This window comes from Sphingomonas sp. RIT328 (genome assembly GCF_000632225.1).
Lineage (GTDB): Bacteria > Pseudomonadota > Alphaproteobacteria > Sphingomonadales > Sphingomonadaceae > Sphingomonas > Sphingomonas kyungheensis.
Genome location: NZ_JFYV01000012.1, coordinates 302,268 through 323,785, shown reverse-complemented (window position 1 = coordinate 323,785; position 21,518 = coordinate 302,268). Strand labels below are relative to the sequence as shown.

The 21,518-nt window shown below is 68.5% G+C and carries 18 protein-coding genes; 10 read left to right on the top strand and 8 right to left on the bottom strand.

Going from position 1 to position 21,518, the window contains the following annotated elements; translation table 11 throughout:
- Positions 1-29 precede the first annotated feature (29 nt).
- Positions 30-383 carry a hypothetical protein gene (locus tag BW41_RS07820; RefSeq protein ID WP_235199683.1) on the top strand — a complete coding sequence of 118 codons (354 nt, stop codon included), beginning with the start codon at positions 30-32 and terminating at the stop codon, positions 381-383.
- Positions 380-781, top strand: coding sequence for a hypothetical protein (locus BW41_RS07815; protein WP_037533175.1), 402 nt, complete (start codon positions 380-382; stop codon positions 779-781). The genes BW41_RS07820 and BW41_RS07815 overlap by 4 nt, the downstream gene beginning before the upstream one ends.
- Positions 782-1,092: 311 nt before the next feature.
- Here BW41_RS07815 and BW41_RS07810 read toward each other — a convergent pair whose 3' ends face one another.
- Positions 1,093-2,388, bottom strand: a complete 1,296-nt coding sequence (locus tag BW41_RS07810) for a homoserine dehydrogenase (protein WP_037533173.1) — start codon at positions 2,386-2,388, stop codon at positions 1,093-1,095.
- A 140-nt stretch (positions 2,389-2,528) separates the two neighbouring features.
- On the opposite strand from BW41_RS07810, the gene BW41_RS07805 reads away from it, so the two are divergent.
- Positions 2,529-4,496 carry an OPT family oligopeptide transporter gene (locus tag BW41_RS07805; protein WP_037533171.1) on the top strand — a complete coding sequence of 656 codons (1,968 nt, stop codon included), beginning with the start codon at positions 2,529-2,531 and terminating at the stop codon, positions 4,494-4,496.
- 139 nt (positions 4,497-4,635) lie between these two features.
- Positions 4,636-4,818, top strand: coding sequence for a hypothetical protein (locus BW41_RS21525; protein WP_152542174.1), 183 nt, complete (start codon positions 4,636-4,638; stop codon positions 4,816-4,818).
- 134 nt (positions 4,819-4,952) lie between these two features.
- On the opposite strand, the gene BW41_RS07800 is transcribed toward BW41_RS21525, so the two are convergent.
- The 3 genes from BW41_RS07800 to queF all read right to left on the bottom strand — a co-directional run bounded on the left by BW41_RS07800 (position 4,953) and on the right by queF (position 9,133).
- Positions 4,953-6,236, bottom strand: a complete 1,284-nt coding sequence (locus BW41_RS07800; protein ID WP_037533169.1) for a glycoside hydrolase family 130 protein — start codon at positions 6,234-6,236, stop codon at positions 4,953-4,955.
- 55 nt (positions 6,237-6,291) lie between these two features.
- Complete coding sequence (locus tag BW41_RS07795) at positions 6,292-8,565, bottom strand: glycosyltransferase (protein WP_037533319.1); 2,274 nt, start codon at positions 8,563-8,565, stop codon at positions 6,292-6,294.
- Positions 8,566-8,686: 121 nt separating this feature from the next.
- Complete coding sequence (queF, locus tag BW41_RS07790; protein ID WP_037533167.1) at positions 8,687-9,133, bottom strand: preQ(1) synthase; 447 nt, start codon at positions 9,131-9,133, stop codon at positions 8,687-8,689.
- Between the two features lie 29 nt (positions 9,134-9,162).
- Here queF and BW41_RS07785 point away from each other — a divergent pair, with 29 nt between their 5' ends.
- The 3 genes from BW41_RS07785 (at position 9,163) to metC (ending at position 12,824) form a co-directional block, all read left to right on the top strand.
- Complete coding sequence (locus tag BW41_RS07785) at positions 9,163-10,707, top strand: cryptochrome/photolyase family protein (protein WP_037533165.1); 1,545 nt, start codon at positions 9,163-9,165, stop codon at positions 10,705-10,707.
- A gap of 61 nt (positions 10,708-10,768) precedes the next feature.
- Positions 10,769-11,632, top strand: coding sequence for a 3-mercaptopyruvate sulfurtransferase (gene sseA, locus BW41_RS07780; protein WP_037533163.1), 864 nt, complete (start codon positions 10,769-10,771; stop codon positions 11,630-11,632).
- Complete coding sequence (gene metC, locus BW41_RS07775) at positions 11,622-12,824, top strand: cystathionine beta-lyase (RefSeq protein ID WP_051583328.1); 1,203 nt, start codon at positions 11,622-11,624, stop codon at positions 12,822-12,824. Before sseA ends, metC begins: the two co-directional genes overlap by 11 nt.
- Positions 12,825-13,142: 318 nt before the next feature.
- On the opposite strand, the gene BW41_RS07770 is transcribed toward metC, so the two are convergent.
- From BW41_RS07770 to BW41_RS07755, 4 genes are read right to left on the bottom strand one after another with little or no spacing between them, the layout of a single operon-like run.
- Positions 13,143-13,553 carry a DUF3035 domain-containing protein gene (locus tag BW41_RS07770; RefSeq protein WP_037533161.1) on the bottom strand — a complete coding sequence of 137 codons (411 nt, stop codon included), beginning with the start codon at positions 13,551-13,553 and terminating at the stop codon, positions 13,143-13,145.
- Positions 13,546-14,055: a signal peptidase II gene (gene lspA / locus BW41_RS07765; RefSeq protein WP_037533159.1), complete on the bottom strand. Its 510-nt coding sequence runs from the start codon at positions 14,053-14,055 to the stop codon at positions 13,546-13,548. Before lspA ends, BW41_RS07770 begins: the two co-directional genes overlap by 8 nt.
- Complete coding sequence (ileS, locus tag BW41_RS07760; RefSeq protein ID WP_037533157.1) at positions 14,048-16,834, bottom strand: isoleucine--tRNA ligase; 2,787 nt, start codon at positions 16,832-16,834, stop codon at positions 14,048-14,050. The genes lspA and ileS overlap by 8 nt, the downstream gene beginning before the upstream one ends.
- A 56-nt stretch (positions 16,835-16,890) precedes the next feature.
- On the bottom strand, positions 16,891-17,817 hold the full coding sequence (locus BW41_RS07755) for a bifunctional riboflavin kinase/FAD synthetase (protein ID WP_037533154.1): 927 nt from the start codon (positions 17,815-17,817) through the stop codon (positions 16,891-16,893).
- A gap of 91 nt (positions 17,818-17,908) precedes the next feature.
- Between BW41_RS07755 and BW41_RS07750 the strand changes: the two genes are divergently transcribed.
- The 3 genes from BW41_RS07750 to BW41_RS07740 all read left to right on the top strand — a co-directional run bounded on the left by BW41_RS07750 (position 17,909) and on the right by BW41_RS07740 (position 21,455).
- Positions 17,909-18,565, top strand: coding sequence for a prolyl hydroxylase family protein (locus BW41_RS07750; protein WP_037533152.1), 657 nt, complete (start codon positions 17,909-17,911; stop codon positions 18,563-18,565).
- Between the two features lie 122 nt (positions 18,566-18,687).
- On the top strand, positions 18,688-20,391 hold the full coding sequence (locus BW41_RS07745) for a molecular chaperone HscC (RefSeq protein ID WP_037533149.1): 1,704 nt from the start codon (positions 18,688-18,690) through the stop codon (positions 20,389-20,391).
- A complete protein-coding gene (locus BW41_RS07740; RefSeq protein WP_037533147.1) occupies positions 20,388-21,455 on the top strand; it encodes a hypothetical protein in 1,068 nt (355 codons plus the stop codon). Before BW41_RS07745 ends, BW41_RS07740 begins: the two co-directional genes overlap by 4 nt.
- Positions 21,456-21,518 lie beyond the last annotated feature (63 nt).

Sequence of the window (21,518 nt, the reverse complement as noted above, 5' to 3'; positions counted from 1 at the left end):
ACTGGCGGCATCACCCGTCGTGGGAGCCGATGCCGATGCTTGCGCTGCTGTTGCTCCTGACCGCCGCCGACGACGATGCCGCGACGATGCTCGCCCGCTCCCAGTCGATGATCGCCGGCGAGCGCTGCGCCGCGGACCGCGACCATACCGACATCACCGTCTGCGGCCGTCGCCGCGCCGACCGCTTCCGCGTGCCGTTCGTCGGCTACGAGCCCGGCGATCCCAAACATGAGGCGGTGGCGGTCGAACGCGATCGGTTGCTCCACCGCACCAACCCCGTCGAGGAGCTGACGCCGTTCCTCGTCGGCGGCGGCATGGCCGGCGCGACGATCAGCAGCCGCACCGGCGTCGGCGGGATCCGCGACCGGCCGCTCGCGCCATGATCGGGCTGGCGCTGCTGATCCAGGCCGCGACGGCCGCGGCGACTCCGGCACCGGGGTCCGAACGCTGGTCGATCCTCGCCCCGCAACCCTGCCCGACCCGCGACGACAGGAGCGACATCGTCGTCTGCGGCAACGGCAGGAGCGCGCAGCGGCTGCCGCTTCCCGACGAGGTCGATCCGCCGGCGGGCCGCGGCGCCAATCCCGACCGGTCCACCACCAAGGTCTTCGCGCTCCAGGCGCCACCCTGCGCCGCCCGCCTTGAGGGCTGCACCGTCGGCGTCGCGCCACCGATCGTGCCGATCGTGACCGCGTTGGTGAAGGTCACGCGAGCCACCTTTGCCAAGAAGCCCGATACGCGCGGCCGGGTGCCGATCGATCTCGGCGAGCCGGCGCGGTGACCGGCTGGAAGGAACGCCAACGGTCGCCCGACCAACTGCGCACCACCCCGGCGCAGGCCGGGGTCCAGTTGGGTAAGATGCAGCGATAAGACGCGACGATCTCCCAACTGGACCCCGGCCTCCGCCGGGGTGGTAAGGGAGATATCTGTCACACGTAATTGCACAGGGAGGTGTCTCGGCCACGCTCGGCAGGCGCGCAGGGCGTCGGACCATGCCCCCCGCCTGCACGGGAGCACGGAACCAATTCTGGCGACTGACCCGGCGGCCGACAATCTCAGCGACAATCGTCGACGGGCCACCCGACACGCCCCTCACCCCAGGATCGGCATCCACAACGGCTGTCCCGACAGGCTCTGCGAACCGCGTAGTTTCTCCAGCGCCTGCGCGACCGACCGCTCCGGCCCCTCGTGGGTGACGATCGCGACGATCGCGCCGCCCTCGGCGGTGACGCCGCGCTGGATCAGGCTCTCGATCGAGACGCCGGCGTCGCGCATCGCCGCGGCGATCTCGGCGAGCACGCCGACGCGATCCTGCACGGTGAAGCGCAGATAGGCGCGCGAGCGGCGTTCGCCAGTGTCGGCGGCGGGCTCGGCGGTGAGCGCCGCGGCGGGCATCGCATAAGGCGCGCCATATTCGCCGCGCGCGATATCGATCAGGTCGGCGACCACCGCGCTCGCGGTCGGCCCCTCGCCCGCGCCGGCGCCCTGGAAGAACAGGCGGCCGACATAATTGCCCTCCGCGACCACCGCGTTGAGCGAACCGGTGACATGCGCGAGCGGATGGTCGATCGGCACCAGATGCGGGTGGACGCGCTGGAACAGGCCATGCGCATCCGCCTCGGCGACACCGACCAGCCGCACCCGATAGCCGAGCGCCGCCGCCTCCGCGATATCTGCGGCGATGACGTGGCGGATGCCGGTCGCCGACACGTCGCCGAACGCGGGCCGCGTGCCGAAGGCGAGGCTGGCGAGGATCGACAATTTGTGCGCCGCATCGACGCCGTCGATGTCGAAGCTCGGATCGGATTCGGCATAGCCGAGCGCCTGCGCCTCGGCGAGCACCTCCGCGAAATCGCGGCCTTCGGCCTCCATCTTGGACAGGATGAAATTGCAGGTGCCGTTGAGAATGCCGTAGACGCGGCCGATGCGGTTGGCGGCGGCGCCCTCGCGCAGCCCCTTGATCACCGGCACGCCGCCCGCCACCGCCGCCTCGAACTTGAGCGGCACGCCCGCCGCTTCCGCCGCGGTCGCGAGCTCCAGGCCGTGATGCGCGATCATCGCCTTGTTGGCGGTGACCAGCCCCTTGCCCGCGGCGATCGTCTGCCGCGCCAGCGTCAGCGCCGGGCCGTCCGAACCGCCGATCAGCTCGACGACGATATCGGCGGCGGCATGGCCGGCGAGATCGCGCATATCGTCGACCCAGGCGAAGCGCGTCGCGTCGAAGCCCCGATCCTTGCTGCGATCGCGCGCGGAAATCGCAACGATTCCAATCGGACGGCCGGCGCGGCGGGTGATCAGATCGCGGTTGCCGTCGAGCAGACGGACGACGCCGCCGCCGACCGTACCGAGCCCGGCGAGGGCGACGCGCAAGGGAGTGTTGGTCTTCATGGCTGCCGCCTAGCGGAAAGCCGCGTCATCTGTCGAGCCGGCGCAGCTTTATGTCGTTCACGCCGCAAGCATTGCCCGACCGGTTCGCCTCGTGCCACAACCCGCCGCCTGTTCCCTTTGCCAGCGAGCGCATTACCCCCATGGCCACCGCCCCCAGCCCCGCCGCGCGGCCCGTCGCCGAACTCACCGTTCGCGGCATCCTGCTCGGCGGGCTCATCACCTTGCTGTTCACCGCCGCCAACGTCTATCTCGGACTCAAGGTCGGGCTGACCTTCGCCACCTCGATCCCCGCCGCGGTGATCTCGATGGCGATCCTGCGCTATCTGCCCGGCGCGACGATCCTCGAAAACAATATCGTCCAGACGGTGGCGTCGGCGGCGGGCACGCTCGCGGCGATCATCTTCGTGCTGCCGGGGCTGGTGATGATCGGCTGGTGGCAGGGCTTCCCCTATCTGCTCACCGCCGGGATCACGATGACCGGCGGCATCCTCGGCGTGATGTTCTCGGTGCCGCTGCGCCGCGCGCTCGTCGTCGATACCGATCTGCCCTATCCCGAAGGCCGTGCCGCCGCCGAGGTGCTGATGGTCGGCGCGGGCAGCCGCGCCGGTGAGGCGGAAAGCAGCCGCGGATTGCGGCTGATCGTCGTCAACGCCCTGGTTTCAGCCGGCTTCGCGATCCTCACCCAGACCAAGCTGGTGGTCGCCGAGGCGGCGCATTTCTTCCGCGTCGGCGGCGGTGCCACCGCGATTTCGGGCGGGCTCTCCTTCGCGCTGATCGGCGCCGGCCATCTCGTCGGCCTGTCGGTCGGGCTGGCGATGTTCGCCGGTGTGATCATCGGCTGGTGGATTGCGCTGCCGATCCTCACCGGCCTGTCGCCCGCCGCCGCGGGTGTGGGCCTCGAGGACTGGGTCGGCGGCGTGTTCCGCACCGACGTCCGCTTCCTTGGCGCGGGCGTGATCGGCGTCGCGGCGATCTGGACCTTGCTCAAGATCATCGGCCCGGTGCTCGGCGGCATCCGCTCGTCGATCGCGGCGAGCAAGGCGAAGCGTGGCGGCGCGGTGCTCGAACTCGGCGAGCGCGACCTGTCGATCGGCCTCGTCGTCGCGGTGACGCTGGCGACGCTGGTGCCGATCGCCGGGCTGCTCTGGTCGGTGATCGCGGGCGGGCCGCTGGCCGGCTCGGCACTGGTGCTGATCGCCGGTGCTTTGGTCTTCGTGCTGGTGCTCGGCCTGATCATCGCCGCGGTCTGCGGCTATATGGCGGGCCTGATCGGCGCGTCGAACAGCCCGGTGTCGGGGATCGGCATCCTGTCGGTGCTCGCCGCCAGCCTGATGCTGGTCGGCCTGTTCGGCCGCGGCGCGGGCGCGGACACGACGCAGGCGCTGGTCGCCTATGCGCTGATCGTCACCGGCATCGTCTTCGGCGTCGCGACCATCTCCAACGACAATCTGCAGGACCTCAAGACCGGCCAGCTGGTCGGCGCGACGCCGTGGAAGCAGCAGGTGGCGCTGATCTTCGGCGTCATCTTCGGCAGCCTGGTGGTGCCGCCGGTGCTCGAACTGCTCGCGACGACGCTCGGCTTCCAGGGCGCGCCGGGCGCCGGCCCCAATGCGCTCGCCGCGCCGCAGGCGGCGCTGATCTCGGCGCTCGCCAAGGGCGTGCTCGGCGGTGATCTCAACTGGGCGATGATCGGCTATGGCGCGCTCGTCGGCGTCGCGGTGATCGCGCTCGACGAGGCGCTCGGTCGGGCGGGCAAGCTGCGGCTGCCGCCGCTCGGCATCGGCCTCGGCGTCTATCTGCCGATGGCGGTGACGCTGCCGGTGGTGATCGGCGCGGTGATCGGCGCGATCTACGATCGCTGGGCGGAGCGGACGGCGGATGTCGAACTCGCCAAGCGGATGGGCGTGCTGACCGCGACGGGCATGATCGTCGGCGAAAGCCTGTGGGGCGTCGGCTTCGCGGTGATCGTCTACCTCACCAATTCGGACGCGCCGCTGGCGATCGCGCCGGCCGGCTTCGCGCCCGCCGCGCTGATCGGCGGCACGATCGCCTTCCTCGCGCTGATCGCAGGCCTGTATCGCTACACCCGGCGCTCCGTCGCGGCGTGAAATGCGGCCAACCGTTGGTCGCGGTGGGAACGCGGTCGGACATCGTCCGTTTGACCGACTGAACCCGGTGATCGCCCCGCCATCCCCCCCCTCGGCCGGCGATTGCCGGGTTTGCCGTTTGCGTCTTGTAGGGTCAGTCGTGACATCGTCAGCAAAAGAGCAGCGTGACCGCCTGTCGCGCGTCGGCGAGGCGTTACAGTCGAGCGTCGCGGTGCCGACCGATACCTTCATCACCGACGACATCCCGCTGCTGTTGACGAAATTGTCGCGGATACCGGCGAAGCGGAAGGGCAAGGGCAAGACGGACGAAGGCAAGGGCTAGACCCGCCGCGGCGCAGTCGGGGTCGTCACTCGTGCGACTGTCATCCCCGCCTGCGCGGGGATGACATTAATAGGTTATACCAAAGCGGCCGATGCCGAGCCGCAGGACTGGGCGCCCGCCGGACGCCCGCCTCCTCACACCATCGCGGCCAGCAGATCCGTGATCTTGACGAAGGCAAAGCCCACCGAACTGTCGGCGATGCCATAGGGCAGGAACAGCGTGTCGCCATGGCGGATCGCGCCGCAGCTGTAGACGACGTTGGGCACATAGCCCTCGCGATCCTGGTCCTTCGCGGCGAGGATCGGCTCGCGCGTCCGCCCGAGCACCTTGGAGGGATCGTTCTTGTCGAGCAGTGCCGCGCCGATCGAATATTTGCGCATCGCGCCGACGCCATGGGTCAGCAGCAGCCAGCCCTCGTCGAGCTCGATCGGCGGTCCGCAATTGCCGATCTGCACCAGCTCCCAGGGGAAGACCGGCGTCAGGATCTTCTCGCCCTCGTCCCAATGTTCGAGGCTGTCCGACTTGAGCAGGAACAGGTTTTCGCCGTCCTGCCGGCCGATCATCATATACTGGCCGGCGACCTTGCGCGGGAACAGCGCCATGCCCTTGTTGCGCGCCGCCGGGCCCGACATCGGCACGAGATCGAATGCGCGGAAATCGCGCGTGCGCAGCAGCTCGGACTGGATCACCGAGCCGTTATAGGCGGTGTAGGTGCCGATCCACTCGATGGTGCCGTCGTCATGCTGGAAATGGACGATGCGCAGATCCTCCAGCCCCTTCGACTGCGCCTGGGTGATCGGGAAGATCACCGTGCCCGACAAGGTCGAATCGCGATGTCGCCAGACCGTCACCGGCCCTTCCGGCATCTCGTCCTCGCCGGCGCCGACGACGTCGGTCGCGGTGGCGAAGGGCGGCTCGGGCGCGAGTTTCAGTTCATGGTCGCTGGTGATGATCCCCTCGCGGAAGGCGACCGAGGAGATATGCCCCTCACCCACCGACCGCAGGCTCATCAGGATGCGCATCGATCCTTCCGGCATGCCGGTCTGGTCGAAATGCGGCACCGCGCTGGGATTCATCAGCGCCGCGGCGGCATAGCTGTATTCGTGGCAGAAATAGGCGCCGATCAGCTGGCGCTTCTCGTCGCTGATCTCCGCCCCGTCGAGGCCGAGCAGATCCTCGATCTCGTCATAGCGGGTCATGAACACGCGCCGCGTCTGCCAGTGGCGCGCCTCGAAGTCCTTGAGCACCTCGGACAGCTGCTCGCGCGCTTCGCTCGTCGACATGGCGAGCACCTCGCCGACCAGTCGCTCGGTACGGTTGGGCGGGCCGCCCTTGCCGCCCCACGCAATGTGGAACGGCCGGACGACGACGCGGGACGGATCGGCATGAAGCCGCAAGCGGTGGGTGAACAGATCCATCGCGATTGTTAAGCCTCGCCGGTCGGGTCGTTGACTGAGCGGTCGCCCGAACCGATCAGGCGACGCGGGTCGTCCCTGCCACGCCTTGGACCGACTTTGAAAGCCCCGAAATCGCGCAGCTGGCGAGTTGCAGCGCCAAAATCGACTCGGCGCCCTGATTGCGGTTGAGCCCGGTCGGCATCAGACCGTCGAAACAGCCGCCGTCCGCCGGGCTGGCGAGCGGCAGATCGAGGTCGTTCTGACCGAGATACCAGGCATAGGCACGCTCCGCCTCGGCGACCCAGCGCGCATCGCCCGTCGCCTGCCACGCGGACAGGCAGGCATCGACCGTCGCCTGCGCCTCGAGCGGCTGCTGGTCGAACTGCAGCGGATCGGCATAGGGCCGACCGAAGCTCTCGGTCCCCACCGCGCGGAACCGCCCCTCGGGCGAGGTCTGCTTGGCGACGATCCAGTCGAGCGTCTCCAGCCCGCAGTCGATCAGGTCCTTGCGGCCCAGCGCCTTGCCGGCGACGATCAGCGCCTGCGGCAGGCGCGCATTGTCATAGGCGAGGACGATCTCGAACCACTTCCACTCCGGCCGGCGCGCCTCGGCGAGCAGCGCGAGCTGGTCGTCGGGAAACCGCTCGAGGATCGACCGCGCGAGATCGTGGCCGGGCGAGGCTTCGAGCATCGCCGCCGCGCCGAGCATCGCGAACGACTGCGCGCGCAGCGAGCCGAGGTCGAGCGCGAGGCTCGCCGTCGCGTCGAACATGTTGCGCGCCCAGTCGCGATGCTTGGCATCCTTGCCGTCACGTGCGGTGACACCGAGCGCCCAGATCGCGCGGCCGTTCGAATCCTCCGAACCGACGTCCTCGCACCAGGTGCGATCGAAGTTCATGAAGTTGCGGAAGCGGCGCTCGTCCGGGTTCCACGCATATTGCACGAAGGACGCATAGATCGTCGTCCATTTGTCGCGCTCGACCGGGTCGAGATCATCCATCGCGCTCATCAGCATCAGCGCGCGGGCGTTGTCGTCGATACAATAGCCGTGGCGTCGATCCGGCACCGAATAGATCGAATGCTGGAGCATGCCGGTGGCATCGCTCATCCGCTCGACCGCGGCGAAATTGGGCTTGAGCGCCCGCACCCCCTGCGGCTGCGCCTGCGCCAGCCGCCTAGGGCGGGCGGCGACGGCGACCTCGGTCTCGTGCAGCGTCGCTTCGGCGAGGCGCGGCCAGATCATCGTGCGGCCGCGGTCATAGGCCCGCTGCGCCAGCCGGTTGCGATCGCGCGCGCTGGTCAGCAGCCGGTCGATCTCGCGCGCGAAGGCGGCGACGTCGCGGAAGTCGACGAGCACGCCGTGCCCGTCGGCAAGGATCTCGGTGGCGTGAACATAGGGGGTGGAAATCACCGCCTTGCCGACGCCGACCGCATAGGACAGCGTGCCCGAGGTGATCTGCGCCGGGTTGAGATAGGGCGTCGCGTAGATATCCGCCGCCTGCAGATAATCGATCAGCTCGTTATGCTCGACGAAGGCGTCGATGAAGGCGACATTATCGGCGACGCCGCGCTCGGCGGCAAGCGCCTTGAGCCGGTCGCGATACGCCTCGCCCTCATGCGCGACGAGATTGGGGTGCGTCGCGCCGAGCACGACGTAGAGCAGATTGGGGTGCCGTTCGGCGACCGCGGGCAGCGCGTCGATGATCGTCTCGATCCCCTTGTTCGGGGCGAGCAGGCCGAAGGTCAGCACGACGTCGCGCCCCTCCCAGCCGAAGCGCGGCTTGAGCGTCTCGGGATCGACGAACAGACGGTCGGGCACACCATGCGGGATCATCGCGATCTGGCGCGGCGCGGCGCCATAGACGCGGCGGAGGATATCGCGGCCACGCTCGGCCATCACCACGACCTTGGCGGCGCGGCGCAGCAGGCCTTCAAGCACGCGGCGTTCGTCGGCATTGGGCTTTTCGAGCACGGTGTGCAGCGTCACGATCACCGGCAGCGTCGTGCGGTCGAGCAAGGCGAGCAGATGCTCGCCCGCCGGGCCGCCGTAGATGCCATATTCGTGCTGCACCCAGATCGCCTGCGCGCCGCTCGCCTCGATCGTCCGGGCGGTCGACAGATAGGCGGACAGCTCGTTCTGCGGGATCGTACCGGTCACCGCCGGCGGATAGTCGTAGCGCCCGGGATGATCGTCCATCGCATAGACGTCGACCTGCACGCCGGGGAAGCGATCGCGCATCGCCTGATACACGTCCGTGGTGAAGGTCGCGAGACCGCACTGGCGCGGCAGGAAGTTGCCGATCATCGCCAGATGCTGGATTGCGTCGCCATTCCCCGCCGTCGTGACCATGCCCGTCCCTTCATTGATGCCGATCAGGGCGCACCCATGACCTTGCAACAGGATGAACACGCGCCCGGCCCAAAGGTTGCATGGTTGTTGCAGTGCAACCAAAGGATCGGGCTGATTTGGATCAACCTCGCCCGCGGTACGGCGCAACCCCCTGATCGGGCAGCCAGAGGTCAGCGGGCGGCGCGCCCGATTGCCAGAAGACGTCGATCGGGATGCCGCCGCGCGGATACCAATAGCCGCCGATGCGCAGCCACAGCGGCTTCATCTCGCTGAACAGCCGCTGGCCGATGCCGACGGTGCAATCCTCGTGGAAGCCGGCATGGTTGCGGAACGCGCCGAGGAACAGCTTGAGCGACTTCGATTCGACGATCGTCTCGCCGGGCGCATAGTCGATGACGAGATGCGCGAAGTCGGGCTGACCGGTCACCGGACAGAGCGAGGTGAACTCCGGCACCGCGAAACGGACGAGATAGGTCGTGCCGACGCGCGGATTGGGAACATAATCGAGCACCGCCTCTTCGGGAGAAGCGGGCAGCTGGCTGGTCTGGCCGAGATGCTTGGGGGTCATGCCCCGCCATGTAGGACGTCGACCCCGATATGAAAACGCTCGTTCCCGTACTCGGCGATCAGCTCACCATGACGCTGTCGTCGCTGCGCGACGCCGATCCGGCGGAGACGGTCGTGCTGATGATGGAAGTCGGCGACGAGACGACCTATGTCCGCCATCACAAGCAGAAGATCGCCTTCATCCTTTCGGCGATGCGGCATCACGCCGCGGCACTGCAAAACGCCGGCTGGACGGTCGATTACGTTCGCCTCGACGATCCCGCCAACAGCGGCTCCTTCACCGGCGAGATCGCCCGCGCGGTGCAGCGCCACGCCCCCGACCGGATCGTCGTCACCGAGGCGGGCGAATGGCGCGTCGTCGCGATGATCGACGGCTGGCAGACGCTGTTCGGCATCCCGGTCGAGATCCGCGGCGACGACCGCTTCGTCTGCGACCATGCCGAGTTCGAGGCCTGGGCCAAGGACCGCAAGCAGCTGACGATGGAATTCTTCTATCGCGTCATGCGGCGCAAGACCGGGCTGTTGATGGACGGCAAGGACCCGGTCGGCGGCCGCTGGAACTTCGACAAGGAGAATCGCAAGCCCGCCAAGGCCGACCTGTTCATGCCGCACCCGCATGTCGTCAAGCCCGACGTGACCACCCGCGAGGTGCTCGCGCTGGTCGCCGAGCATTTTGCAGATCATCCCGGCACGCTCGACGGCTTCGGCTATGCCGTCACCGCCGCGCAGGCGGAAAAACAGGCCGCCTATTTCCTGGACCAGGCGCTGCCCAGGTTCGGCGACTATGAGGATGCGATGCTGACCGGCGAGCGCTATCTGTGGCACTCGATCCTGTCGCCTTATATCAACGCCGGCCTGCTCGATCCGCTCGACCTCTGCCGCCGTGCCGTCGCCGAATATGAGGCGGGCCGCGCGCCGCTCAATTCGGTCGAGGGCTATGTCCGCCAGATCATCGGCTGGCGCGAATATATGCGCGGCATCTATTGGCGCGAGGGGCCGGACTATGTCAGCCGCAATTTCCTCGACCATCATCGGCAGCTGCCCGGCTGGTATTGGACCGGCGACACCGACATGCATTGCCTGAAAGAGGCGATCGGCCAAACGATCGCCACCGCGCATGCCCATCATATCCAGCGGCTGATGGTCACCGGCAATTTCGCGCTGCTGATCGGTGCCGACCCCGCCGAAGTGCATCGCTGGTATCTCGAAGTCTATATCGACGCCTATGAATGGGTCGAGCTGCCCAATACGCTCGGCATGAGCCAGTTCGGCGACGGCGGCCTGCTCGGGTCGAAGCCCTATATCTCGTCGGGCGCCTATATCGACCGGATGAGCGACTATTGCGGCCATTGCCGCTACGACGTGCGCAAGCGGGTCGGCGAGAACGCCTGCCCCTATAACGCGCTCTACTGGGATTTCCTGCACCGCCACCGCGACAAGCTCGGCGACAACATGCGGCTGCGGATGCCCTACAGCACGTGGGACAAGCAATCTGCGCAATCTCGTAACGAAACGCTAGGTCAGGCCGAAACATTCTTGCAAGCACTGGACGCATCGGGTCCGGCCGGCTATTGACCGGCGGCGGGCATTCCTCCCCAGTCGTTCGCCCGGTCAAGCTATGTGCAGGAGGAATGCTATGGACGCGTTGGTGACCACCGAATGGCTGGCGACGGAGATGGGCGCAAGCGATCTGCGGATCGTCGATGCCACCTATTTCGCCAACTTCCCCGGCGAAGCGCCGCGCGACGCCGCCGCCGAATATGAGGCGGCGCATATCCCCGGCGCGGTGTTCCTCAACCTCGGCGAGTTGCGCGATACCGACAGCGACCTGCCGATGATGCTGCCCAGCGCCGAGAAATTCGCCAGCCGCATGCAGAGCCTCGGCCTCGGCGACGGCAGCCGCATCGTCCTCTACGACAATTCGCCGCATCACACGGCGGCGCGCGCCTGGTGGATGCTGCGCACCTTCGGCGCGCACGACGTCGCGATCCTCGACGGCGGCCTCGCCAAATGGCAGGCGGAGGGCCGGCCGACGGCGAGCGGCCGGGAGACGCTGCGCCACCGCCATTTCACCGTCTGGTCGGATCGCGGCAACGTCCGCACGCTCGACCAGATGAAGGCCAATATCGACAGCGGCGCCGAACAGGTGGTCGACGCCCGCTCGGCCGCGCGCTTCACCGGCGAGGAGCCCGATCCGCGCCCCGCGACTCACGCCGGCCATATCCCCGGTTCGCGCAACCTGCCGCAGGGCAAGCTGTTCAATGCCGACGGCACGTGGAAACAGGGCGACGCCCTGCGCGAGGCGTTCGCCGCGGCGGGGGTCGATCTCGACCGGCCGATGGTCGCGACCTGCGGCTCGGGCATCACCGCGGCGGTGCTCGCCTTCGGCGCGCATCTGGTCGGCAAGGCGATGCCGATCTATGACGGCAGCTGGTCGGAATGGGGCGCCGATCGCTCGACCCCCAAGGCCATGGGAGCCAGAGAGACAGTTGACGGATAAAGCGAGCAAGGACCGTGACCTGGCCGACGCGACCCGCGTCGTCCAGGCCGGGCGACGCGCCGAATGGACGCAGGGCATCGTCAATCCACCGGTGTGGCGCGCCTCGACGATCCTCTACGACAGCATCGCCGATCTGCGCGCCAATGCCGGGCGCGACACGCATCACCGCCTGTACTACGGCCGCCGCGGCACGCCGACGCAGTGGAGCCTCGCCGATGCGCTGACCAGCCTCGAACCCGGTGCGGAGGCGACCTTCCTCTATCCGTCGGGCGTGGCGGCGATCGCCGCGGCATTGCTGTCGGTGCTGTCGCCCGGCGACGAGCTGCTGCTGGTCGACAGCGCCTATGACCCGACCCGCGGGCAGGCGATGCAATTGCTCAAGCGCTTCGGCATCACCACGCGCTTCTACGATCCGCTGATCGGCGCGGGGATCGAATCGCTGATCGGCCCGGCGACCCGGGCGATCTTCATGGAAAGCCCGGGCAGCCTGACCTTCGAGGTGCAGGACGTGCCGGCGATCGTCGCCGTCGCCAAGCGCCACGGGCTGGTCACCCTGCTCGACAACACCTGGGCGACGCCGCTGTTCTTCCCCGCGATCGAACAGGGCGTCGACCTCACCATCCTCGCCGCGACCAAATATGTCGTCGGCCACAGCGATGCGATGCTCGGCTCGGTCACCGCCGCGCCCGGCCATTTCGCGCGGCTGCGCGACATGAGCTTCCAGCTCGGCCAGGTCGCCTCGCCCGACGACAGCTGGCTCGGCAGCCGCGGCCTGCGGACGATGGCGGTGCGGCTCGCCCAGCATCAGCGCAGCGCGCTGGCCGTCGCGCGCTGGCTGGAAACGCGGCCCGAGGTCGCGCAGGTGCTCCATCCGGCGCTGCCCGCCTGCCCCGGTCACGCGACATGGGTGCGCGACTTCAAGGGATCGAGCGGCCTCTTCTCCTTCGTGCTCGACGGCGGCGGCGAGGCGCCACGCGCGGCGCTGATCGACGCGTTGGAGCTGTTCGGCATCGGCTACAGCTGGGGCGGGTTCGAAAGCCTCGCCATCCCCGCCGACCCGGCGCGCATCCGCACCGCCGCACCGCGCGACTATGCCGGCCCGCTGGTCCGCCTGCAGATCGGCCTGGAGGATGCGGACGACCTCATCGCCGACCTCGACCGCGGCCTGGCGGCGTTCCGCGCAGCCTTGTAGAGGGGGCCTTCGTCAGACCCGGCGGGGGTTCCTGCGGACGCAGGAGCCCAGGGTCGCGGAGCGTCCGGCTTCGCTCTGCTGCGATGTGGCCCTATCTTCGCAGATCGTCGGACACGACAATCCTTTGTGCTATCCTGAGCCCCACCCCGGTGAAGGCCGGGGTTCGGTTGGATCAAGCTCCGTGACAGCTCGCGACTGCTTTCCCACCTAGACCCCGGCCTCCGCCGGGGTGGGGATAAGAAATCGGCAGCGGCTTCGTGCCCGCCGAAATGCACGCCAACCTACCACCAAGCTCAGTCGGTTATCCCGCCCGCGGCGTTACTGCGCAGACGCGCGGGCGTCCTGACCGTCGCCCTCGGGCGCCGCGACGATGTCGCGCGTCGTCGTGCCCTTGTCGACGACGTTGGTCGCCGGATCGCCGACCGACGAGCGGATGCCGGTATCGGCGACGTCGCCGCCGGCCTGGTTGACGACGCCATTCTCGGCGGCGCTGCGCTGCGTGTTGCCGCCGAACAGCGCGTCGAGAGTCTGGGCGCTGTTGGCATTGTCCTGCGGGCGGGCGGCGCCCGGCTGCGGCGGGACCAGCGCATAATCGGGCGGGATCACCAGCGGCGCCTGACGGGCGACGGCGAATTCGTCGGGACGCGCCCGGTCATAGCCACGCTTGCCGCAGCCCGAGAGGAGGACGACGCAGGCGAGGCCGGCGAGAATCGGAACTGACTTACGCATGGGGATTCTCCGAGGGAATGTCGCGCTTGTCGCGCATCAGGAGCGCGCGGACAAGCAGCACCAGCACGCCGAGGGTGATCGCCGCATCGGCGACGTTGAAGACGAGGAACGGCCGCCAGTCACCGAAATGCAGGTCGGCAAAGTCGACGACATAGCCGAACCGCACCCGGTCGACGATATTGCCGAGCGCGCCGCCGAGCACCGCGCCCAGCGCCATCTGATCGCCGCGCTGCGGCTCGCGCGTCATCCAGATCGCCACCGCCAGCGCGATCGCCCCGGTCATCGCGACCAGCCCCCAGCGCATCGTGTTGCTGTCGGCATGGAGCAGCCCCAGCGAAATGCCGTGATTGGCGACGAAGCGCAGGTTGAAGAACGACGTCACCGTCCGCTCCGCGGTCAGCTCGTTGAGCTGCAACACGTCGGTGATCGTCACCTTGGTCAGCTGGTCGACGACGAACAACACGGCGGCGGTGGCAAGGCCTGCGATCGGCAGCTTACGCATGCTGGACGACCTCGGCGCAGCGGTCGCACAAGGCGCCGTCCACCGTCACCTCGGGCAGGTGCCGCCAGCAGCGCCCGCATTTGTGGTAATCGGTCCGCGTCACGGTGACGTCCTCGCCCTGCGCGACATCGGCGACGATGAACGTCTCGGCGAGCGCGGCGGCGGACAGCGGCAGCGCCGGCACCGTCACCTCCGCCTCCAGGCTGGAGCGCACCGTCTTCGCACGGCGCAGCGGCTCGATCGCCTCGGTCACGGTCGCGCGCAGCCGGCGGACGTCGGCCCAGTCGGTGGCGAGCGGCTGATCGCCGGGCAGCGCCGGCAGCTCGGGCCATTCGAGGAAATGGACCGATCCGTCCTCGCTCGGGAAGCGCGCCTGCCACACCTCTTCCGCGGTGAAGCAGAGGATCGGCGCGGCATAGCGGACGAGCGCGTGGAACAGCGTGTCGAGCACCGTCCGATACGCCCGCCGCTTGGGATCGTCCGCGGCGTCGCAATAGAGCGAATCCTTGCGGATATCGAAGAAGAAGGCCGACAGATCTTCGTTGGCGAAATCGGTCAGCCGGCGCAGATAGCGGTTGAACTCATAACCGTCCGCCGCCTCGCGCAGGTCCATGTCGAGCTGGCCGAGCAGGGTCAACACATAGCGTTCCAGCTCCGGCATCGCCGCGACCGGCACCCGCTCCGCCTCGGTGAATCCGTCGAGTGCGCCGAGCAGATAGCGGAAGGTGTTGCGCAGCTTGCGATAGGCGTCGGACGCGGTGCCGAGGACCTCCTTGCCGATCCGCACGTCGTCGAAATAGTCGGTCGATGCGACCCACATGCGCAGGATGTCGGCGCCGCTCTCGCCGATCACCTTGAGCGGATCGACGACATTGCCGAGGCTCTTCGACATCTTGCGCCCCTGCCCGTCGAGCGCGAAGCCGTGGGTCAGCACCGCATCATAGGGCGCGCGGCCGCGCGTGCCGCAGCTTTCGAGCAGCGACGACTGGAACCAGCCGCGATGCTGGTCGCTGCCTTCGAGGTACAGATTGGCGCGGACGTCCGCGCCATAGCGCGCCTCGACGGTAAAGACGTGCGTCGAGCCGCTGTCGAACCAGACGTCGAGAATGTCGTTCTGCGGCTCGTAATCGGCGAGGTCATGATCCGCGCCGAGCAACGTCTGGTGATCGGCGGTGAACCACGCATCCGCCCCGCCGTCGCGGAAGGCGGCGATGATGCGCGCGTTGACCGCGGGATCGTTGAGATAGTCGCCGGTGGCGCGATCGACGTAGAGCGCGATCGGCACGCCCCAGGCGCGCTGGCGGCTGATCACCCAGTCGGGCCGCCCCTCGACCATCGAGCGGATGCGGTTCTGCGAGCGCGCCGGCACCCAGCGCGTATGTTCGATCGCGTCGAGCGCGGTCTCGCGCAGCGTCGCGCCGTTGCTTGCCCCCTCGCCGCCGTTGAGGACCGGCCGGTCCATCGGGATGAACCATTGCGGCGTCGCGCGGAAGATCACCTTCGCCTTCGACCGCCACGAATGCGGATAGCTGTGCGCGAAATCGTCCGACGCCGCGAGCAGCGCGCCGACCTCGCGCAGGTCCGAACAGATCGGCCCGTCGCTGCCGACGAACTTCTTGTTGATGACGCTGCCCTGCCCGCCCAGCCACGGCCAGTCGGCGCGGTACATGCCGGCGCCGTCGACCGCGAACACGGGTTCGAGCCCGTTCGCCTTGCACAGCAGGAAATCGTCCTCGCCATGGTCGGGCGCCATATGGACGAGGCCGGTGCCCGCGTCGCTGGTGACGAAGTCGCCGCTGAGGAACGGCCGCGGCCGCGCGAAGAAGCCGCCGCGCGCGTGCATCGGATGCCGTGCGGTCGCGCCCTCCAGCGCGCTGCCCTTGACCAGCGCGACGACGCTGTCGACCGTAAGGCCGGTGCGCTTGCCGAACGCCGGCAGCAGGTTTTCCTCGACGAGGAAGCGCCGCCCGCCGCTCTCGAACAGCACGTAATCGAGCGCCGGATTATAGGCGAGCGCCTGGTTGACCGGGATCGTCCACGGCGTCGTCGTCCAGATCACCGCGGTCGCGCCGACCAGCAGCTCGGCCTCCGGCGCGGAGGCGATCTCGAAGCCGACGTCGATCTGCGTCGAGACGACGTCCTCATATTCGACCTCCGCCTCGGCGAGCGCGGTCTTCTCGACCGGCGACCACATCACCGGCTTGGCGCCGCGATAGAGCTGGCCGCTCTCGGCGAATTTGAGCAATTCGCCGACGATCGCCGCCTCGGCGTCATAATTCATCGTCAGATAGGGATCGGCCCAGTCGCCCATCACGCCGAGCCGGGCGAACTGGTCGCGCTGCACGCCGACCCACCGGTCGGCATAGGCGCGGCATTCGGCGCGGAACTGCGCGACCGGCACCTCGTCCTTGTTCTGCTTCTTGGCGCGATACGCCTCCTCGACCTTCCATTCGATCGGCAGGCCGTGGCAGTCCCAGCCGGGGACGTAGGGCGCATCCTTGCCCATCAGCGACTGGCTGCGGACGATGATGTCCTTCAGCACCTTGTTCATCGCATGGCCCATATGGATGTCGCCATTGGCATAGGGCGGGCCGTCGTGGAGGATGAACCGCTCGCGCCCGGCGCGCTGCTCGCGCAGCCGGTCGTAGACGCCGATCCGCGCCCAGCGTTCGAGGATCGCCGGCTCCTTGGCGGCGAGGCCCGCCTTCATCGGGAAGTCGGTCTTCGGCAGGAAGACGGTGTCGCGCCAGTCTGGCGCGGTTGTTGGGGCGTCGGTCATACGGGGCGCGTCTTATCGTGAGTGTCGGTCAGCACAAAGCGCATAAACGCGAACGGTTAACCGCCCAGCAACGCCCGTGCCGCGGCGCAATCGCGCGCCATTTGCCGGGTGAGCGCGTCGAGGCTGTCGAATTTCGCCTCCGCGCGCAGATAGTCGATCAGTGCGACCTCGATCGGCTGGCCATAAAGATCACCTGAGAAATCAAAGAAATACGGCTCGAGCAGCTCTTTCGGCGGATCGAAGGTCGGCCGGATGCCGAGATTCGCGGCCCCGTTCAGCCGCCGCCCGTCGGCGAGCGTCGCCGTCACCGCATAGATGCCGTACGCCGGGCGGAGATATTTGCCCATGTCGAGATTGGCGGTCGGATAGCCGATCGTCCTGCCGACCTTGTCGCCGTGCTGGACGATTCCCTCGACCGCGAAGGGCCGGGTCAGCAGCCGCGCCGCCTCGCGCGGCTTGCCCGCGCGCAGCAACGTGCGGATGCGCGTCGACGAGACCGGCTCGCCGTCGAGCGTCACCGCCGCCACCGTCTCCGCAGTGAAGCCGTGCGCGCTGCCACGCGCGGCGAGCAGGGCGACATTGCCGCTCTTGCGATGGCCGAAGGTGAAATCCTCGCCGGTCACCACCCCCGCCGCGGCGAGGTTGCGGTGCAGCCCGGTCGCGATGAAGTCTTCCGCCGACAGGGCGGCGAGCGCCGCGTCGAAGTGGAAGACGACCATCGCATCGACGCCGGCCGCGGCGAACAGCCGCTGGCGCTGGTCGAGCGTGGTCAGCCGGAACGGCGGCGCGTCGGGCCGGAAGTGGCGCACCGGGTGCGGATCGAAGGTCGCGACCAGCGCCGGCCGCCCCTCGGCGCGCGCACGCGCGACCGCCCGACCGACCACCGCCTGGTGCCCGAGGTGAAAGCCATCGAAATTGCCGAGCGCGACGATCCCGCCCGCCAGATGCGACGGCACCGCCGAGCCACCGTCCAGCCGCTCCATCGCCCGCGCCTTAGGCCGCGCGCGGCGATCGGGCAACAGGGTGCAAACGCCCTCTTTCCGCCACCTCCCCGGCGCGGGTAGAAGGGCGGGCATGACGACCCTCCCCTCCCTCGGCAACGGCCTCGCCGCAGAGCCGATCGTCGCGCGGCTGCTCGCCCAGCCCGGCCTGCAGAAGGTGCCGAGCCCCAAGCTCGACCTGTTCATCGCGCGCGACTTCATCGGCGCCCTGCTGTGCGAGGCGCTGATCGAGCGGATCGACGCGGTGCGTCGTCCGTCGACGATCGCCGATGCGAACGGCGACGCCAGCTTCCGCACCAGCGAGACGGGCGACCTCTCCGCCACCGATCCGGTGGTGCAGGCGGTCGAGGCGCGCCTCGCCGCCTTCACCGGTCTCGACCCCGCTTATGGCGAGCCGTTGCAGGGCCAGCGCTACGCGGTCGGCCAGGAATTCAAGGGCCACACCGACTATTTCGACCCGCAGGGCGCCGACTTCGCGCAATATTGCTCGGTGGCGGGCAACCGCACCTGGACGGTAATGGTCTATCTCAACCAGCCCGAGGCGGGCGGCGCCACCCGCTTCAAGGCGGTCGACAAGATCATCCAGCCGGAAACCGGCAAGCTCGTCGCCTGGAACAACCGCCGTCCCGACGGCTCGCTCAACCCCGCAACCCTCCACCAGGGGATGAAGGTGCGCACCGGCGTCAAATACGTCATCACCAAATGGTATCGCGAGCGGGAGTGGGCGTGACGCGGGCGGCGTGACCGCAGGTACTTCCGACCGGCACGCCCCAAACCGAAGGGCCGCGACGCGGATCGCCTGATCGCATCCTAAAAGACAGATGGTCTCATCCTCATCTGCGCGGTCCTTTCATGATTGTCGGCATCGACCTCGGCACGACCAACAGTGCCGTCGCCTGCTTCCGGAACGGAGCGCCCGAGCTCATTCCGAACGCGCTCGGCGAGCTGTTGACGCCCTCCGCCGTCAGCCTTGCCGACGATGGGCAGCTGCTGGTCGGGCGGCCGGCGCGGGATCGCCAGTCGACGCACCCCGCGCAGACCGCGACCGTCTTCAAACGCCTGATGGGCACCGGCAGGACGACGCAGCTCGGCCGCCACACCTATCTGCCCGAGGATCTTTCGGCGCTGGTGCTCGCCAGTCTCAAACGCGATGCCGAGGCGTATCTCGGCGCAGCGGTCACGCATGCGGTGATTACCGTTCCGGCCTATTTCAACGATCGCCAGCGCAAGGCGACACGCCGCGCGGGCGAGATCGCGGGGTTCACGGTCGACCGGCTGATCAACGAACCCACTGCCGCGGCCCTCGCCTATGGCATTCACGACCGGCAGGATCGCGAGCCGTTCCTCGTCTTCGACCTGGGCGGTGGCACCTTCGACGTGTCGGTGGTCGAGGTGTTCGACGGGGTGGTCGAGGTGCGCGCCTCCGCCGGCGACAACCGGCTGGGTGGCGAGGACTTCAACGATGTCGTCATGCGGCTCGCGCGCGAGACGATCGATCCTGCCGACGGCTTGGCGGGCGGCGCGCGCGCCGATCGGTTCGAGGCGGTGTGGCGCGCGGCAGCCGAACGGTGTCGCCGCACGCTCAGCGAAGCCGAGGAGGCGCTCTTCCGGATCGTCTGGGACGGGAAGGAGCATGTCGCCACCCTCACCGCGCACGCCTTCGAGGCGGCGGCCGAGCCGCTGCTGCACCGCCTGCGCGATCCGGTGCTGCGCTCGCTCCGCGACGGCGGCCTGCGCAGCGACAGCCTGTCGGACATCGTCCTGGTCGGCGGCGCGACCCGCATGCCGATCGTCCGCCGCGCGGTGACGCGCCTGTTCGGCCGCTTTCCCAATGCGTCGCTCCACCCCGATCATGCCGTCGCGCTGGGGGCGGCGGTACAGGCCGGGCTGAAAGCACGCGATGCCGCCTTGGAGGAGGTGCGGCTGACCGACGTTTGCCCCTTCACGCTGGGTGTCGCCGCCGCCGACCACGATACCTTCGGCAACCTCCACCATGACGTCTTCGTGCCGATCATCGAGCGCAACAGCGTCGTGCCGCTCAGCCGGTCGCACGGGTTCCAGACGATCGTCGACCGGCAAACGAAGATCCAGTTCCAGATCTATCAGGGTGAGGCGCGACGGGCATCGGACAACGTCCTGCTCGATACCGTGGAGGTCGTCGTCCCACCCCGGCCCGCCGGCGAGGTGCGGGCGGACGTCCGCTTCTCCTATGATGCAAGCGGCCTGCTTGAGGTCGATGTCACGATCCCGATCACCCAGCAGACGTTCCAACGGGTGGTGAGCGAAGGGGATGGCGACGCCGACACGCTCGATGCGCGGCGGAGCGCACTGGCGGCGCTCAAGATCCATCCCCGCGAGGCGGCGCCCAATGCGGCGGCCATGGCCCGCGCCGAACGCTGCTACGAATCGTTCCTCGGCGACCAGCGCGAGCGGATCGGACAGATGGTCATGGCCTTCCAGGCCGTGCTCGACCGGCAGGAGCCACATGCGATCGCCGATCTGCGCCGGGAGCTTGAGGCGATGCTCGACGCCATGGAAGGCGAGCGCTTCCTATGAACGACGCGATCTGGGATCGCCTGCAGATCGCCGCCACGCGCGACGAGGCGAGCATCCGTCGCGCCTATGCCGTGCAGCTGAAGCGGATCGATCCCGAGGCGGAGCCGGCGCGCTTCATCGCCCTCCGCCACGCCTTCGAACAGGCGCGCGCCTTCGCCAGAGCATGGCCGGACGATGATGAGGCGGCGCCGTTCGATGCGTCGGACACCGACGCCGAGATCGCACCCGACGGGCCCGCCATCGCCACGGAGGTGCCGGATCGCATTCCGGAGCCTGCCTGGGCCCCGGCGCCGCTCGTCGCCGCAGCGCCGACCTGGATGGCGGACGTCGATGCCATCGAACGGCTCATCTGGAGCGATACGCCCGCGGCAGACATACGCGACGAACTGATCGCACGAACGACGCAGATCCTGCACGACCCCGCGATGCTCTCGATCGCTCATGCCGCCGAGATCGAACGCTGGGCGATAGACATCGCGATCGACGGCATGCCGCGATCGGACGCCCTGCTGATCCTCGCCGCCGACCATTTCGACTGGGTCGCCACGGCCGAGCGCTGGGATTGCCCGCCGCGCATCCGCGAGGTGATGAAACGCTATTGGGACATCGGCTGGGTCCAGTCGCTCGAGCGCGACGGCCGTGCGGACGAACGCTTTGACGAAGTCTATGCGCTCGCGCTGCTGCGGGATCCGAGCCTGCCGCCTCGGAGCGGCCCGGCCGCGATGGTCGCGGCGCTGCTGGGGGTCATCCGGCGCCATCACCCGACCGCGCTCCACGATGTGTCACCGGCCGCCGTGACGGCGTGGGACGCCTATCTCACCCGCCGCGACGCCCGCTGGTATCGCCGCGCCGGCCGGTGGCTGCTGAGCCTGTCGCCTGCCGCCTGGTACGACCGACGCCAGCCCGGCACGCAGGCGATCCTTGCCCGCATCTGGCAGTATCTGGTGTGGACGATCGGTGGCGCCGCTTTCCTGTTCCTGTGCCTGGTCCTCATCGCCATTGGGCCGATTGGCTGGGTGGCGGCCTATAATATGATGTCCCACCGGTCCGGCTATCGATCGTAGGACAAGCTGTCCGACCGGGGATAGCTCCGGACGCCGGGCGGGTGCCGGCCAGACGCCGCCCCC